This window comes from Succinivibrio dextrinosolvens DSM 3072 (assembly GCF_900167015.1).
Lineage (GTDB): Bacteria > Pseudomonadota > Gammaproteobacteria > Enterobacterales > Succinivibrionaceae > Succinivibrio > Succinivibrio dextrinosolvens.
In genome coordinates, this window is sequence record NZ_FUXX01000014.1 from 19130 (window position 1) to 37447 (window position 18318).

Here is an 18318-nt window from a genome sequence, read left to right on the forward strand (position 1 = left end):
GAATTATATAAGACTTATTTTTTCTATAAAAGAAAAAAGGAACCAGTATGTTGAAATTTACCAGAAAACAAGCCTTTTCCTAATCATAAAAAATAATTCGATTGGTAATCAAACACTAAATCAAACGTAAAATTTTGCGTTTGATTTTTCGTTTGATCAGAAGACGCAAAATATAAACATTTTATAACAAAAAAGGCTTCTGCCCATGTAAAAACAGAGAGCAGAAGCCTTAATGTAGAAAGATCTGGTTCAATTATTGAACCTTATTCTGCATATTACATGAATGGCTTGCCGTTAACCATTAAACGACCGTTTTCAATTGAAATAGCTGACTCATAGGAACCATCCTCTCCTTCAACAAAAAACTGTTCAGCATTCTTGTTAGAATCAGACTTAACGGTCAGCATACCCTTTAAAGAATCCATTCCTTCCTCAAGATTCCATTCAAATTTGCCACTTGAAGTCAGATTGAACTGATCAACATTCTGAATTCCTGTAAAGAAAGCTACGATTTTACCAACCTTACCATTAAGCTTGTTTATGGCTAGAGAATTAACAGATTTGAAAAGCTCCTGATATGATTTATCTGTATCTGCACTCTGAGATAGCTGTTCAATTACATCAGTATTGAACTTTGAAACAGTTAAATCGATGTCATAATTCATCAGATAGCCAAATAAATCATCACCGGATAAGGTAACGTTCATATCAAAATCACCTTCTTTGGTCTGATTTACAGCCTTTGAAGTTAATTTCAGGTTATCGAACTTGTAAGGCATAGCCTCAAAGCCTTTAATGATAAGAGATGAATTACCAAAACTCTTGATATCAGTTATGCCCTGCATATTTCCTGACATTTCGATTTCTTTAACAGAGAATGATTTGCCATCCTGCAGATTCTTGATATTCAGATGGGAAACAACATCTTCATCTGAGTTGATATCGATATTAAGAGCAGAATCCAGAGCTCCCTTGGTGTTATCAAGATAATCAGCCTTTAGAGCACCGTGAGCTTTGATCTTTGAGGAGAATACAGATGAATCAAACTCAAGATCTGCCTTTACAGTATTTGGAGCGAATTTGATAGAATCATTCTTAGCAATCATCTCTTCAAATTTGGCAGTATCAATTACAGTATTTGCTGAGCCAAAGCCCTTATTGATTGTGAATGGAATATTTAAGGTCTCATCCTCGAAAGCAATAGTGAAATTACCCTTTTCTGAAAAGAATGAGTCATCATCAACCTTGCAGCTGACCTTTGCGCCAGGAAGATACTGATTGATCTGTTTAGTTATAGTTTCATTATTTTCAATACCATTCAGGTATTCGTTGATCTTAACACCAGTGTAATAAACACCACCAACATAAACAGCAGATGCAAGAACAACTGCGCCGGCACCAAATAATACTGATTTTTTTGCCATAAAATAGTTTAGCCTCAAAAAAATACCCGCAATTGCGGATTTATAATAAAATCTCGGAGAGATTCCGAGATTTAACAACCTTTTGCTTATATCTGAATTAGCAGAACGTTAATAGTAAATAAAGATTGGGAAGATCATATCCCTTTTCTGCTATCTAATCATCTTGAAAATATTAGAATTTTTAATCTTGTCATCCAATTTGTTTAATTCCTTATCAAGTTTTTCCGTCTTGATATTAAGTTTGTCCTCTAGCTTGATTTTTTCAATCAGGCCATTGATTGCAGAGTTCTTAAGAAAATCTGAAGACAAGGCAAAATCACCTAACTGATACTGTCCGTTTTTAATAACCAGATCAGTTCCATAATAGCCATTGCCCTGATCTTTAAGCAGGAAGCCAAGACCTTTTAAAGTTCTGGTACCGAGGTGCAGAACGCCGTTTAAACTCTGAGGTATGGTTGCATACTGGAATTTAAAGCTACCGTTTGACTGGAATGGAATATCAGCAGAATTCTCCGATAAAAGTCGCTTTGCAAAGTTTCTTGATAGGCTGAAATTGAATTTATCGATTTTAGCTTCAGTAAGATCAGACAGAATAATGTCTAAAGCTTCATCAGATTCTTTTTTCTTGTACTTATCGGTTGAAAGTATCTTATCAAGATTAAATGAGGAGAATGTTCCCTCAAAATCAAAGCTGCTCAAGTGCTCAGTTACGCCTTTGCCCTGAGAATTTACATACAGCTTAAAGATTCCGTTTTCATATTCAAAGGTTCTGTATTCACCATCAAGAGTATTCAGCACATACTTATCAAGATTCAGATTCTTTCCGCTGAATTTTCCCTTTCCTAAAGAGGTAATAGAGGTAAGTCCCTCGATATTACCCTTGTAATTAAAGCTGTCACATGAGAAAAGAGCTGGGTTCTTAAAGTTCTGAACATCTAGGGTAGCTTCAGGATTAAAGGAAGAATCGACGTTGGCTACAAGCTTTAATGCAAAATCCTTATAACGGTTCTTCTGGTATTTTGATGAAAGATCAGTAGTTGCTACTCCCTTTAAAGACAGCACATTAACATCAGCCTCAAAATCACCTTTAGAGGTCTTGGTATCAAAGGTTGATGGCAGCACAATGTTCTTACGTGAAAGGTTTGCAACAAGCTCATCTAGCTTCATCTTTACATTAGCATGAAGGAACCCAGAGTAAATTGCTGTAGGACAGACTGATTTGCCAAAGACAGGAGAGTCAATTATATAATCGCCTTCACGATTATACAGACCAGATGATTTGGAAACGTAGCTTAGTTTTGTACCTTTTAGAAGTTCTGAATCCGAAGATTCAATGAACTGCTGAGAATTTACAAGATTAGATTCGATAAGATAGCCTGTTATATAGCAGATTCCTACATATACGAAACAGACAAGAACCAAAAGAAAAACAATAAATTTCTTCATAATCCACCTCCGATCAGCTTATTGAATGCTGATTTTGGAAAACCTTATGTTTGAAAAATCTGTAATCCTTTCTGATTATATTCCTTACCTCTTGATAAAAAAAAGAATTCTCTCAAATTAACAGAAAAAAGATAATATCAATTTTGCAGATCTAAAAAAGCAGGAGATTACACATCAAAAGTGAAATCTCCTGTTAGTCTCTTTCAACTTAATTTTATTTTCTGCATGAAAGCTCAATAAGCTTTAAGGTAACCTCACATGATTTTTTAAAGGAGGTTAATGGCAGAAACTCACAGTTGCTGTGGAAATTAAAGGCACCAGTGAAATAGTTTGGAGTAACAATTCCCCTGGTAGACAGCTGAGAGCCATCAGTACCGCCACGCATTGCGTAGGTGACACTCTTTATCCCAAGCTCGGACAGAGCCTGATAAAGCATGGCTACAGGAGGGTCTTCGCGCTTTACGTTATTGGCGATGTTCTCATAGGTATCAGAAAGTTCAACAGATATCTCAGCCTTTGGATAACGCTTTTTAAGCATCTCAACAGCATCCAGCACATACTGTTTGCGCCACTCATATAGCTTTTTGTCATGATCACGTATCAGCATGGTCAAATCACAGTAAAGAGGATCAGCATGCATACCGCTAAACCACCAGTAGCCCTCCTTGCCCTCTGTATGCTCTGGAGTCTGAGCTCTGTCAAACATTGAGATCAGATCATGAGCAACAATGATAGGATTAACAAGTACATTCTTAGCTGACATAGGATGAGCGCTTACACCTTTGATTCTGAACTTAACAGTACCTGCATTGAAGGTCTCATATACAACCTGTCCAACACCAGAACAGTCAATGGTATACGCAAAATCCACCTTGAACTTTTCCAGATCCATGCACTTTGAGCCAAGAAGCCCGATTTCCTCATCAGGGACAAAAGCTATTTTAAGCTCAGGATGTTTTCTGGACGGATCATTTTTTAAGACCTCAAGCATGGTCATGATGTTGGCAATTGCAGACTTATCATCCGCTCCCAAAACAGATGTACCATCTGAGAAGATAATGTCCTCACCGATAAAATCCTGAAGTTCAGGATGCTCTGAGAGTTTCATGATGATGTTCTTCTCTTTGTTAAGAACAACATCTCCTCCCTCATAATGAATAATCTGAGGATGAATCTCTGGACTTAGAGCAACATCAACTGTATCAAGATGTGCTAAAAAGCCAACCACAGGACCATTACAGTTTCCCTTTAAGGTTGCATAGACACAGCTGTGTTCATCTACGCTGACATCTGTTAGCCCTAGCTCACGAAGTTCATCTGCAAGCATATTGGCAAGTACAGTCTGCCCCTTTGAAGTTGGGACAGTCTTTACAGTCGCATCTGACTGGGATGCAACTGCAACGTAGCGGTAGAATCTGTCTGTAAGACATTTAATCAGATCCATGAGTTCTCCTTAATGTCCCTGAGGGAACATGCTTGATGGATAGTCAAAACCGCTCTGGAATCCTAGAGGTATACCTATAAACCAGTACAGATACAGAACTATGGTTAAAACAATCATCAGTGCAAAGGTATATGGCAGCATCATGGAGCTTAAGGTACCCACACCAGCCTTCTTGCAGTAACGCTGACAGTATGAAATCAGCAGAGGATAGAAAGCAAACATAGGGGTACATACGTTTACTGCTGAGTCAGATACTCTGAATGCAGCCTGAGTAAGCTCTGGAGAAATGCCAAGCATCATCAGCATTGGAACAAAGATGGTTGATAGAATAGCCCACTTTGAAGTTGCAGAAGTAATCAGAAGGTTCAGACAGCCGGTCAGAATAATAATACCAAGCAGAGTAATACCAGATGGAAGTCCCATATTCTTTAGGAATTCTGCGCCGGAAATTGCCAGCAGTGAACCTATATTGGAGTGACCGAACACATACAGGAACTGACCTGCGAAGAAGCAGAATACAATGAAGGAAATCAGCATATTCATGATGTGTTCCATTGAGCGGATTACATCGTTTGCATTCTTGAAGGTTCCTGCAGCATAACCGTATACAATACCAGGCAGAGAGAAGAAGATAAACAGTAATGGAACAAGCCCCATCATTACTGGAGCCTTAGGTGAGGTTAAGGTACCGTCAGGAGCTCTTAGCATTGAGTTCTCTGGATAGCACAGAATAAAAAGCAGAGCCAGAAGACCGATAACAGTTGAGATAGCAAACTTGAAGGCATGATTCTCTTTTGCGCTTACTGGAGTTACTGCAAGATTCTTATCCTCTTTGATGTCAAGATCAAGAGGCATGGTACGCATCAGTCTTGGCTCGATAATCTTATCGGTTACATACCATACGGAAAGGATAACAAAGATAGTTCCGCCTAAAGCATAGAAATAGTTGCACAGAACATTCACTGAATAATCAGGATCAATTATATGAGATGCAGCTTCTGTAAAACTCTGCATTACAGGATCAATAATTGATGGAGTAAAGCTTGCTGTGAAACCGCCTGCAAGACCTGCAAACGAGCAGGCAATACCAGCTAATGGATGACGTCCGCAGGAGTAGAACATCAGAGCGGATACAGGCATCAGAATGGTATAGGCACTGTCTGAAACAAGATGGCAGACAATGGAAATAAAGATAACAGTTGGAGTCAGAATCTTTCTTGGGGTAACTGACAGAAACTTTTTAATCAGAACATTAACAAAGCCTGAACCTTCAGCAATACCGATACCCAAGGTTGCAACTATAGTAATGCCTAAAGGAGGGAATCCCATGAAGTTCTTGACGGAATTAACGATCAGATCAAGTACATTGGCAGGTGCCAGCATATTTAAAATCTGAATCTTTTCCTTGGTTGTCGGATGAATGTAGTCAAAATCCACAAATGATAGAAGAGATGAAATAATCATCGTCACAATAAGAGCATAAATAAACAGCATGGTAATGTGAGGAAGCTTATTTCCCAGACTTTCGATAAGGTTCAGAAACCTGTTAAACAGATTAGGTTGAGAATTATTTTGAATATCAGTCATTATTCTACAGTGCAGAAAGAATTCTTCTCTGAACTGTCTCCTTATATTTTATTGTCAAGCTTTACCAAAACAAATGATACAAATAACAACAAATGTATTCATTTGGATATTCTGTATTAGCAACTATTTGAATTAAAAACTAATACACTTTTATTATACACCTCTGATTTTTGTTCTTTATAACAACACCGAATTTGTGCGGTTTTATTTTATTTTTTCAGACTGGTGCAAGAATTGGTTAAAAATGATCTGATAGAATTGGAAAATTTTAAGAAAAAAAAGTCAGAGATTATACTCTGACAAAAAAAATGGAACCGAAGATATACACTGTAACTAGTTCAAAACACGGATTTTTGAACCATTCTAAGGCACCGAGAGGATACCCGATGCCCTAAGACCGAAGCCAGAATTAGTTCTGGCCCTTGATTGCCTTACGACCTAGGAAGACAGCGTTCTCACCTAACTCTTCCTCGATACGGATCAGCTGATTGTATTTTGCGATACGATCTGAACGGCTCATTGAACCGGTCTTAATCTGACCACATGAAGTACCAACAGCAAGATCAGCAATTGTGGTATCCTCTGTCTCACCTGAACGGTGTGAAACAACTGCAGTGTAACCAGCATCCTGAGCCATCTTAATAGCATTTAAAGTCTCAGTTAAGGAACCAATCTGGTTGAACTTGATAAGAATTGAGTTTGCAATGCCCTTCTTGATACCTTCTGAAAGGATCTTGGTATTGGTTACGAACAGATCATCACCAACAAGCTGAACATGAGAGCCTAGCTTCTCAGTCTGGTACTTGAAGCCATCCCAGTCAGACTCGTTCTGACCGTCTTCAATTGATACAATTGGATACTCGTTAACAAGATTTGACAGATAATCAGTGAACTCGTGGGAAGTAAAGGACTTGCCTTCACCCTTTAGTTCATACATGCCAGTCTTTTCGTTATAGAACTCTGATGAAGCACAGTCCATAGCCAGGGTTACGTCCTTACCGAACTCGTATCCTGCCTTCTCAACAGCCTCTTTAATACATGCAAAAGCTTCAGCATTAGATGACAGATTAGGTGCAAAGCCACCTTCATCACCCACTGCAGTATTCAGACCTTTTGACTTTAGTACCTTAGCCAGAGAGTGGAATACCTCAGAACCGATACGCAGTGCATCACGCAGATTCTTACCACCAACAGGCTGAATCATGAACTCCTGAATATCAACATTGTTATCAGCGTGCTCACCACCGTTTAGAATGTTCATCATAGGCAGAGGCATTACATACTTGCCCTTGTGGCCGAATAACTCACCGATATACTGGTATAGAGGAATCTTTCTTGAAGCTGCATTTGCCTTTGCTACAGCTAAAGACACAGCTAAAATTGCATTAGCACCTAGTGAATCCTTGTTCTCGGTACCATCAAGCTTAATCATGGTGTTATCAACAAGTGACTGCTCAGCAGAATCTAAACCGCATACTGCCTTGGCAATTGGGCCGTTTACATTAGCAACAGCCTTTAGAACACCTTTACCGCCAAAGCGAGATTTATCGCCATCGCGTAACTCTAAAGCTTCTCTAGAACCGGTTGATGCACCTGATGGAGCAGCAGCACGACCGAATGAACCGTCTTCTAGATATACTTCTGCTTCAACAGTTGGGTTACCGCGTGAATCAATAATTTCACGACCGATTACTTTAACGATTTTTGACATGACATCCTCAACAATTTAGAAATAACATTTATTTGAACAGGATCATTGTATAGAAACAGTAAGCCTAATGCAACTAAAATTAGTTGCAACTAACAGAATTGATATTTTTTTTCTAAAAAAGTGCATGTTAGATAATTTAGACTTGAAAGAAATACAAATAGACTCTTTATTTTCTATACAAAAAACATTCAAAGAAAAGGGCAGATCATTAGATCTGCCCTTTTCTTATGAACCACGTTTCGTTCTATTTTTAGCTTCCGTAGGCTTCCATTACTTTAGAGGCCTCTTTCTTAAGATCAAGACTTCCGTGCTCCTGAACATCGGCAATTATCTTGATAGCCTCTTCTGTATCGCCTGTCTCAAAGTACAGTCTTGCAAGATTCAGCTCGTCAACATAATACTGATGCTCTTTAGGAGAGAGGATTTCCTTTTCTCCCTCTGAAAGGTTCTCTGCTAATGTTGCCTGATCAGAAAGATCCGCATTTGCAGAAATTGGGCCTATGGTATTAGAAACCTGCTGTAGTTCAGGAACGTCTGACTGTGAAGGATCACCGTTAATCATTCTTGAAATCTCTTCAGGAGAAAATGCAGTCTCTCCACCTGAAGATAGTGACTCATTATCTGCTGATACACCATTTCCAAGCATATTCATGAGTTCAGACTCTGCCTGAGGATCAACATAGTGAGCAGCAGAATTGATTCTTGCTTCAAGCTGAGCTAACGCTGCAGCTGCATCTTCAACAGAATCATCCTGGGAATTAGAACTTACTACATCGTACTCATCCTGAGGTACTTCCCATGAAACAACATCTTCCTTTGCTGGTTCAGCAGCTTCAGGTGCAGGAGCTGCCTCAGTAGCGGCAACCTCTTCTGAAGCGGCCTCGGCTACTGTAGCATCTGCAGGCTCTTCAACAGGAATGTCTGTATTCTCTGCCAGAGCTTCCTCTGACTGAGCATCTTCCTGAGGCTCATTCTGAACCAGATCAGATTCACCTTCACCTTCGCCGGTTACAGGTCTTAACAGGACTTCAAGATCAATCTCATCATCAACAACTTCATCAACCTTGGCAGCATCTTCAGAAGGCTCTTCAACAACCTCAGCTTCGGCATCAGGAACAGCATTTTCCTGTGCAGTCTGATTCTCCATTGCATCAAGTAAAGCACTTTCTTCGCCGCTGATTTCATCAGATGGAGCTGCTTCCTGTTCGACTTCATTCTGAACCAGATCACCAACATCGATTTCCTGTTCTGCAGGATCGGAAGAACCTTCCTCAGCAGGAGCCTCAGCTGCAATATCTTCGACATTTACATCTTCAGATACTGCTTCCTCAGCAGGAGCCTCTGCAGCGATATCCTCAACATTTACATCTTCAGATACAGCTTCCTCAGCAGGAGCTTCAGCTGCTATATCTTCGACATTTACATCTTCAGATATCGCTTCTTCAACAGGAGCTTCAGCTGCAATATCTTCGACATTTACATCCTCAGATACAGCTTCCTCTGCAGGAGCTTCAGCTGCTATATCTTCGACATTTACATCCTCAGATACAGCTTCCTCTGCAGGAGCTTCAGCTGCAATATCCTCAACATTGATATCTTCAGATACCGCTTCCTCAGCAGGAGCCTCAGCTGCAATATCATCAACATTGATATCTTCAGATACTGCTTCCTCAGCAGGAGCCTCAGCTGCAATATCCTCGACATTTACATCCTCGGATACGGCCTCCTCTGCAGGAGCCTCAGCTGCAATATCATCAACATTGATATCTTCAGATACTGCTTCCTCTACAGGAGCTTCAGCTTTCTTTTCAGGAGCAGGTTTTGCAGGAGCTTCCTTAGCAGGAGCCTTCGCCTCAGGTGCAGCAGGTGCAGCTTCCTCTGCCGGAGCAGCTTCCTCTGCCGGAGCAGCTTCCTCTGCAGGAGCACCTTCCTGTTCACCTAGTGCAGCAGCCCAGGCAGCAGCCATATCTTCCTGTTCACCAGAGCTTGCACTTTCTTCAGCAGGAGCAGCTTCCTGTGCAGGCTTATCTTCAGCAGGTTGTTCTTCAGCACCGCCTTCCTGCTCACCTAATGCTGCAGCCCATGCTGCGGCCATATCTTCCTGTTCATCTTTCTTAGGTTCTTCAGGAGCTTCAGCAGCTTTCTCTGCATTTTCCTGTTCACCTAAAGCTGCAGCCCATTCATCAGCTACGCTGGCATCATCTGATTTGCCTTCAACTTCTGTTTCTTTCTCGCCTGACTGCTGGTCCTCATTAAGAGCCTTAGACCACTCATCAAGAACATTCTGATCGTTGCTTGAACCCTCAGCTGATTCTTCAGCAGCCTTATCCCACTCTTCCTGAGCCTTGGATTCATCAGAGCCTTCAGCTGCAGGAGCAGCTTCATCCTTATTCTCAGCAGGAGCAGCCTCTCCCTCAGCAGCAGGAGTTCCATCAGCTGCAGGGGCAGCGGCATCACCGCCTTCAGCTGGAGCTGCTGCGCCTTCGGCAGAAGCCTCATCGGCAGAATCATCTCCATCTGGAGCATGTGTCTCAAATTCAATAGAACCATTATCATCAGACAGCAGCATATCGTCTGAGCCTAATGAAGATGTATCATCAAAATCGAAGTCATCATGATACTTGCGGGAACGGGCACGTGCTCTTGCCTTGAAGATAATAAACAGAATCAGGATAACCAGTGACAGTAAACCGGCACCGAACAGAATCATCATCACAGGCTTATCCATATCAATGCTTGCATCAACTGATGACACTGTAAACTGAGACATCTGCAGCTGCATATCCTCAATCTTTTCGTCATTAGCAAGAAGCATTTCTCTCATTCTGTCGTTATCCTGAGAGAGCTTAGATACATTACCCTTGATTTCAATCAGATCCTGCTGAATACCAGCAATAATATTGTCATACTGACTTGAAAGGGATGAAACACTGTCTGCAGCAGTCTGAGCTGTAACAGCTGATGACTTTTTCATTCTGGCTATAGCATCAGCAAGCTGCTGCTCAATAACCTTGGTTTTCTGGTCAATCTGCTTTTTATTTTCCTCAAGCATAATTCTGATTGACTTAACATCAACAGCTTCCTGAGGATTCTGTTTTAACAGAGCCTGAATCTGTTTCATCTGCTCAGGAGTAAAGCCCTGATTTGAAAGCTGAGGATTTGCATTTGCGCCATCAGGAGTATTGGCTAATTCAGCTCCATTCTGCACCTCTAACTGAGTGCCGTTCTGAGCAAGATTACGTCTTTCATTTGGATTCTGTGAATCTTTGTTTGAAGCTGCAGATGGAATCAGCTCTCCATTCTCTTCGGCCTCACGCTGCTTCTGGACTTCCTTGATACGGGTTTCAGTAGCTGTGTATACAGGAATATCATTGGCAGGCTGTTTTGCATTAGCTGCAGGTGCAGGAGCTCCATTCTGAGCAACAGCAGCAGAACTCTGAACAGCAGGTGCGGCAGGAGTCTGTGCTACAGGCAGAGGAGGAAGAGCCATTGAGCCCTGAGCTAAAAGGGAACTTCCTGTCTGAGTATTTTCCTGGGCAATTACTGAATCAGGAGGAATTCTGAGAGTAGTTCTCATCAGATTATTGACATTGCCGCCAGCAAAAGCCTGAGGATTATTTCTATAGATAGAAGCAACAACCTGGAATTCGTTGATACTTCTATTAAGCTGGGCATAACGATGGGCAACAGACCAGATGGTATCTCCGGTTACAACATTATAGGTTCTGAACTCTCCCTGTGGAACAGCAGAAGCTGCTGCAGGAGTCTGAGCAGGAACAGCTACAGCACCCTGAGGAACTGCGGCATTCTGTCTAGGGGTAACAGTTACTGCAGGAGCCTGACGAGGTGTAACAGTGCTTCTTCTAGGAGTAGTACGGACTTGTGGACGTGTTGCAGGAGCTGTATCTTCAACTTCTGGGCCTTGGATTGTAATGGTGAAAGTACCATCATCATCTGCAGCAAATGCAGATAACGACATAACAAGACCCAATGTCACTTCTAAGGTGACTTTTTTTAACCTATGCATACATCTCCCCTATTTCTATGCATTATTGTATCTAAAAACGGGACCGTCAAAAATCTAGCAAGATCCCATTTTTTCTAACGAAATGCATAAAGTGTGCAAGGCTATATATTTTGTGCAATCAATTTAACAATTTCTACACATGAAATTGCTTCGCCACGTCTTGTATTATCCATCAGACATACAAAACTTACATTCTTGCTTCCCTTGATATTCTGACGAATTCTGCTTACAAGGACAGTTCTTTCGTTAATTACATCCTCAACAGGAGTCAGATTCTCATCATTATCCTTTACAGTAACAAATTGGGATTTCTTGAAAGCTTCAATCACATCCTCAACATTTACTGATTCTTCAAGATCTGCGTTAACACTGATGGTATGTCCGTAGAATACAGGAACCTGAACAGTTGTTACATCGAAGCCTCGCTCGAATTTACCAAGAATTCTTGAAACTTCTGACTTTATGGTCTGTTCATGATCTGTATAGCCATTGTCCTCAACAGATCCGCTAATGGTATGAAGATTAAATGCAACCTGAGCAGAGAAGCCCTGGTGGTCACCGCTCATGCCATTTAATAGTAATGTGGTTTCATGAGCAAGAGTTTCAGTTCCTAATCTTCCTGACTCTGATACAGACTCCATTGCGGTTGCAACTGCTCTGGTAACCCCAAATTCATCGTGAAGGGCACCTAAAGCCAGGCATAGCTGAACAGATGGAGCCAGTGCCGGAATAACCAGACGAGACTCTATAGCCTTTTTAATATCAAATGGATTAATCTCAGGTACAACTAAAGCTGTTTTTTCATCACCGCTGAAAAGATGGCTGTTATCAACAACAATACAGCCGGCATTCTGAGCTTTAGAAATCCAGCGCTGACTTTCATCCTGAGTACTTAAAAACAAGGCAACATTTGCCTTTTCAAAATCGAATTCTTCAATTGGCTGCACAAAGTAATTCTGTGAACAGATATTTACGGCATCATATTCACCTGAGAAAGGTGATAATGGGAAAACATCATCTAATGGAATCTTCTGCTCTTCTAGTGTTTCAATAACCAGCTTTCCAATATCTGAATCATAACCGTAAATAGCTAATTTTAATGCCATGTCTGGCTCCTACCTTTCAATAATAATCAAACTAGAAAAATTGTAGCACACCAGTCAAGTCCACATTCTATTAATGTTCAGCCATGAGATCTGATTGCACATTATTCTCAGAAATTAGATCTCACGAAAAAATTTAACAGAAAAAATCCTTTAAATTTAATATAGTTCTACCTAAAAGCTAGTTCGTGTTATGAAATTTTTACAGAAAAATAAGAAAAAATCTCAGAAAAGTGTTAGCGAGATAAAATTTTTTACTAAATTATTGATAACTTATAAAAAAAATGGGAGAGATAACTAATTTTTTTTTGATTTTTGTATTATATTACAAACAGTAAGTATTTTTATTGGTACTTATTCCCCTGTTGCTGGGGATTTACAGTACGAGGAATGGTGAAAATGGCGTTAACTAGAGCAGATATTGCAGACCGTCTTATCATAAAACAAGGTCTACCTAAGACTACAGCACAGGAATTTGTTGATTCATTTTTTGAGCAGATAGCCTCAACTCTAGAGTCAGGAGAAATCGTAAAACTAACCGGATTTGGTAACTTTGAACTGAAGGTAAAAAATGCCCGTCCTGGAAGAAACCCAAAAACAGGAAAAGAAGTAACCATCTCATCAAGACGAGTTACAACCTTCAGAGCTGGACAGAAGTTGAGAAACAGAATTGACATGCCTGGCGAATAGTATTTTTTTGGTGAAAAAACACTATTAAATAAAAATAATGGCATAATACCGATATTGATTATTTCTTTTCTACGTGGATTTCTTTAGATATGGAAAAAATTGTTTACAAAATCAAAGATCGTGATGGTGTACATGCACGTCCAGCTGGTGCAATTATCAAGGCAATCAGTGGTTACAAGTCAAAGATCACTTTAATTTACCAGGATCGTCAGATTGATCTGAAGGGTGGTATCTTTGGACTATTAGGTTTAGGTATTCGTTTTGACGACGAAATCTACATTCACGTTGAAGGTGAAGACGAGAAGGAAGCAGTTGTTGCTGTAAGAAGAGCCTTCGAAGAGTATCTATAATCCAGATTCATATTTGGATATTGAGAAAAACTCATTCATTTCTGAATGAGTTTTTTTGTATCTGAAATTCTACAAAGAAGAAGTCGGTTCTTTCTGATCAGGTTACGATATACGTAATAATTTCAATTATCAGCGTACCCGACAGCATTGCAATCGATCGGGAAAGATCGTAGTTAAAATCAATAAATTTCGAGATATTTTCAAAGGTTTTAGACGCCAGCATAACCTCATAGAACTTGAGGGTCTTGGTTCCAAAATAGGCAACCAGAAATGACGCCACCAGAGAAAAAAGCACACACGCCACCAGATTTACAGGGTTGTGAATAAAGAAATTCAGCATAAACGTGATTACCCATATAAATGAGGTAGTCATATCCCAGTAATGTCTTCCAGAATGCTCTCTGAATTTGAGGTTACTGATATATTCCACCAGAGAAAGACAGATTTCCTTTGAAAAATTCTCTTTCATCAGATTATTGGTGGACATCAGAAGCTTCTTGCTAAGTTCATCGGCCAGCTGTTCTTTACGGTATGCAAGAAGACTCATCAGCTTCTCACGCATGGTAAAGATTTTTGAAGTGTAATTGTCTGTCTTAACAACCTCGTTCTGAAGCTTACGGGTTACAAGGTCAAAATAAAACTCATAAGAACATAACAGACCGTAAAAGAAGCGGTTCTGACAGAGAATTCTGAAAAGGTCAATCTTGATATCAATATCAGTGAGTGTATTTCCTATAGCGGCGTCAGAAAGTCTCATCTTCAGCTCACTGTATATACTTTCAAGAACAGGCGGTATGTTCATTGGAGTGAAATCATTGCCGCAGGTGTAGAAAGTGAATGACTTGGGAACCTGAGAAATCTCAAAGGTCACATAATCCATTCTGCATTCTGCAACATAAGTGATAAGAAATACACCGCTCTCTTTGAACTCAGCATCAAATATCTGGAACGGAAGTTTCTTTAGAAGCTCAAAATAGCAGACATAATCAACATGACAGTTTGGAACAGCAAAAACATTGTTCATGTCCTTGACTTCAACATCGATTACAGGGAAATTTCTTGCCAGAAGACAGATCATTCTGTCGACCATGATTCTGCCCTTTCCTTTACAGTTCTGACAGGCAATCTTCTGCAGATTGTTACATGTAGGACAGACTATATAGCCGGTTCTGTTACATCTTGTGCAGCCGCCTTCTCTTCCCTGACAGGATGGACAGAGAATCATACCGTAGCCAGAGCAGTTCGGACAGTTGACCCTCTTGGTTCCCTTACATGAAGGACAGGTACAGTCACCCTTGGCATGTCTTGCCGAAATACGGTTGACCTTATTACAGATTTTAAAGATATCCGCAGCTGACTTATTCTCAAGACCGGTACAGAAAGGTCTTTTCAGACTGGCATCTTTTAGTAGAGCATCAGTATTGCTTTTCTGAAAATCTTTTAAGGCATCCTCATCTAAAATTGTATCTGAGGACATAACCGAGTTTAAAACAGTATCCTTGCAGTTAACCTCAAAAAACCAGTTAACACTGAAAGTGAGTTTCACGTCGACGGTACGGGATTCGCCATAGGAAACCTTATCAGGCGGGATATCTACACTCTGGAGCAGCTTGGTAATGACTTCTGTAATATTATCATGCATCTGAAACAGCTCCAGTTTTACCAGCCGCGATAGTTATACAGTACAAACAGTACCACATTTATAAGAATCGTTCCAAAAAGAAGGCGCACTGAATGAATTGCTTCGGAGGTAAGATTTGGAACCTTTCGCATTTTATGCCTTATTCGAAGAGAACTTACAGCAGAATAATAAGTCCAGTTCTTGGTTAAGGTAATTGATGTAAACGCACATACAGCGATAGAAAGACCGATGCACAGGAATATACACGCAATCGTCGGAACAAAGTACACGGCCAGAGAATTTACGAGCCATACCGCAAGCGATACTGAAGTCCATACCGTTTGGGTATTCGGATTGAGCATCATTAAAAGCGGAACAAAATCAATCAGATTCTTGGCAAAGTACCTTGAGAATTCTTTGGAAATAAAGCCCTGAGCATTTGTCATAAGCTCTAAGGAGACATTATCAATAAGCTGTTCTCGAACTGTAGATTTAATCAGTCTTGCCTTGCTGTTCAGATCGTTCTTATTCTCCCAGATTATGGACTCAACAGTAACGCCCTGCTTGGCAGCTTCCTTTTTGATAATATCAAGCTCATAGTTTTCAATTGAGCGAATTGTCTTGGCAAGAATTGCCTTGCCAGCCAGAGCCTTCACGCAGACTATCTTCTCATCCACATCATCCGAACCGATATTCAGAGTTGAGGACAGAATATTTGACTCTTCCTTGAACACAACATCCAAAAGAGGCGGCTTGCAGATTGGTTTTAATGACTTACCGCAGAGAATAAAATCAAAAGGAGTTGTTTCTCCCTTAAGATTTACTCGCACTGCAAAACATGGAGCATAGCCAAGGAATGTGGCCTTGTATCCGTGAGAGCTTTCAGAGCCTAATGACTGATCATCAAAGTTGGCTGCCTCAAGGATAATCTTCTCATCTTCCTTTGAAAAACTGGTAATGGTCTTATCTGAGCCAGGAACACTAAGAGAGATTTCAATATCCTTGCTGCACTCGGAGTCATAGATAATCTCACGCTCAACAACCAGCTCACCCATGCCCTTACAGTCACGACAGACTACCTTGCCGGTGCCGTCGCAGGTGTCACAGTTGATAAATCCGGTGCCATTACACATCGAGCAGCTGTCAGAAAGTCCCTGACAGGATGGACAGGTAATAACGCCTTTACCAGAGCATACCTCACACATGGCCATTTTGCTGCCATGGCATTTCTTACAGCGGGCTCTACCAATGGCAGAGATACGGTTAAACGCCATAATCTGTCCTGCCAGAGCGGTAAGTTCACTGAATTTTGCCTCAGCAAGACGTTTGATGTAGGCTTTGGTAATATCACTTTCCTTTTCAAGCTCCTTGGAATTTTTTTGAGTGAATTCATCAAGACCGCTCTGAGATAACACATGAGTCTCGTCACTGATCTTGCCTGCAGGCTTATCTGATGCTCTGCATTTGAAATTCCAGGTAAGGTTGTAATTGACTTTAGCGAAGAAGGATAGAGGTTCAGATACAGTAAAATCGGCAATAGGAACACCGCAGCGAGAAAATATTGCCGAAACAATAGAATTCAGCTTTCTTGCGAAATCTACATTTTTTACCTCTAAAGCCGCGGCCTCTCTTGCCTTGCTGCCATCCGCTACAGCTTCAGCTGAAGTGGCAGACCTGGTATCTGAGGATACGACGGCTTTGTTTTCCTTTTTAACAGGATTTTGTTTTTCTGGCTGCTGCATCCGATTCGAATCTATTTTAGTTAACTACTATATCTACTATAGTGTTTTATTAAGATTTAACATTACAAATCTGAAGAAATTCGTATCTAACACACAAAAATAATTAGAATTATCAAAAGAAATGTCATCACCGAAGGAAAAAACAGCGTCACTGATCGGAAAATCACTCTTTGAATATGGAGTTTTTACAATTATCTTCTTTGATGTAAGAATAATGGTTCCTTCGTCCTTTGAGGTAAGCTTTGCAAATTTAGCAACAATAGCTCTGAATACAGGGCTTAGGTTCTGATTTATTTTGTACATAGGAGATGTAGATACATAGAGAATCTTCTCAGAATTCTCTAAAGACTCACCATCAACTGCAATTGAATAGTCAGATGAAGTCTTCTCCAGCAGAGATACAGTAAGGTCTGCCTCTGCAATAAACTTGGCAATATTGTAAGGAACTGCATTAAACTTAATCTCAAGGAGTTTTGCAATTGCCTTTGATTTTTCACAGAAAACCTGCAGATTCTCATAAAGCTTCTTGTTGTCATAACGGCTTGTCATGTACTCAAGCAGGAAAATATACTGAGCTTTAACATCAACAGCACCATCCAGAACCCAAGGAAGAGATTTTAGAGTATCTACAGTAACCTCAGGAGTATTCTCCAGTAATCCGTCAGCTAATGTCTTGTTGGATTTCTCTCTTGCAAATATTTCCTTAAAGAAGTACTTAGGTCCGATAGCCTTCATTCTCTGAGAATAGTTGTTAAGATAGCCGTATACATCATTGCAAGGCTCTAAAACCTCACCGTTATCATTAAAGCAGACCTTTGAATCACGACGAAGCTCAACGTTTCTGTCATCATTAAACTTTAAGACTGTGAATATGGAAACAACTGCAGGAATGAGACCTAGAATCAGTGGATACATACCCTGAGAGAAATCACCATCCCAAAGGAAAGGAAGAGCAACAAACAGATTTACCCATCCGTACCAGCCTAAAAGGCCCTGCCATTTTGTAACCTTTACAGTATCAGGAAACATGCATAGAGCAAGTCTGTAGTTAAACTGATTTAAAACAACTGCGATTACAGCCAGTAGCAAAAGAATAATAATTAAATCTTCCATTTATATTCCACTTCTTAAAATTCTAAAGCATGCAAATAAACAAATGCATGACAGCAAAAA

The 18318-nt window shown here is 40.3% G+C and carries 12 protein-coding genes; 2 read left to right on the plus strand and 10 right to left on the minus strand.

Annotated elements, in window-relative coordinates:
- Positions 1–275: 275 nt before the first annotated feature.
- The 7 genes from B5D46_RS05385 to B5D46_RS05415 form a co-directional block, all read right to left on the minus strand.
- On the minus strand, positions 276–1424 hold the full coding sequence (locus B5D46_RS05385) for a YdgA family protein (protein ID WP_078928578.1): 1149 nt from the start codon (positions 1422–1424) through the stop codon (positions 276–278).
- Positions 1425–1574: 150 nt separating this feature from the next.
- Positions 1575–2870: a hypothetical protein gene (locus B5D46_RS05390; RefSeq protein WP_078928579.1), complete on the minus strand. Its 1296-nt coding sequence runs from the start codon at positions 2868–2870 to the stop codon at positions 1575–1577.
- Positions 2871–3084: 214 nt separating this feature from the next.
- Positions 3085–4314, minus strand: a complete 1230-nt coding sequence (gene pepT / locus B5D46_RS05395) for a peptidase T (RefSeq protein WP_078928580.1) — start codon at positions 4312–4314, stop codon at positions 3085–3087.
- 9 nt (positions 4315–4323) lie between these two features.
- Positions 4324–5901: an AbgT family transporter gene (locus B5D46_RS05400; RefSeq protein WP_078928581.1), complete on the minus strand. Its 1578-nt coding sequence runs from the start codon at positions 5899–5901 to the stop codon at positions 4324–4326.
- Between the two features lie 409 nt (positions 5902–6310).
- Positions 6311–7612: a phosphopyruvate hydratase gene (eno, locus tag B5D46_RS05405; RefSeq protein WP_078928582.1), complete on the minus strand. Its 1302-nt coding sequence runs from the start codon at positions 7610–7612 to the stop codon at positions 6311–6313.
- Positions 7613–7862: 250 nt separating this feature from the next.
- Positions 7863–11591 (minus strand): FimV/HubP family polar landmark protein, encoded by a 3729-nt coding sequence (locus B5D46_RS05410; protein ID WP_078928583.1) that lies wholly within the window; start codon positions 11589–11591, stop codon positions 7863–7865.
- Between the two features lie 149 nt (positions 11592–11740).
- On the minus strand, positions 11741–12745 hold the full coding sequence (locus tag B5D46_RS05415) for an aspartate-semialdehyde dehydrogenase (RefSeq protein ID WP_078928584.1): 1005 nt from the start codon (positions 12743–12745) through the stop codon (positions 11741–11743).
- A 396-nt stretch (positions 12746–13141) separates the two neighbouring features.
- Between B5D46_RS05415 and B5D46_RS05420 the strand changes: the two genes are divergently transcribed.
- Both B5D46_RS05420 and B5D46_RS05425 read left to right on the plus strand, forming a co-directional pair.
- Complete coding sequence (locus tag B5D46_RS05420) at positions 13142–13432, plus strand: integration host factor subunit alpha (RefSeq protein WP_078928585.1); 291 nt, start codon at positions 13142–13144, stop codon at positions 13430–13432.
- Between the two features lie 89 nt (positions 13433–13521).
- On the plus strand, positions 13522–13782 hold the full coding sequence (locus B5D46_RS05425) for an HPr family phosphocarrier protein (protein ID WP_031492353.1): 261 nt from the start codon (positions 13522–13524) through the stop codon (positions 13780–13782).
- 97 nt (positions 13783–13879) lie between these two features.
- On the opposite strand, the gene B5D46_RS05430 is transcribed toward B5D46_RS05425, so the two are convergent.
- The 3 genes from B5D46_RS05430 to B5D46_RS05440 are packed head-to-tail and all read right to left on the minus strand — an operon-like array spanning position 13880 to position 18258.
- Complete coding sequence (locus tag B5D46_RS05430; RefSeq protein WP_078928586.1) at positions 13880–15424, minus strand: hypothetical protein; 1545 nt, start codon at positions 15422–15424, stop codon at positions 13880–13882.
- Between the two features lie 17 nt (positions 15425–15441).
- A complete protein-coding gene (locus tag B5D46_RS05435) occupies positions 15442–17145 on the minus strand; it encodes a zinc finger-like domain-containing protein (protein WP_078928587.1) in 1704 nt (567 codons plus the stop codon).
- 36 nt (positions 17146–17181) lie between these two features.
- Positions 17182–18258, minus strand: coding sequence for a hypothetical protein (locus tag B5D46_RS05440; protein WP_078928588.1), 1077 nt, complete (start codon positions 18256–18258; stop codon positions 17182–17184).
- Positions 18259–18318 lie beyond the last annotated feature (60 nt).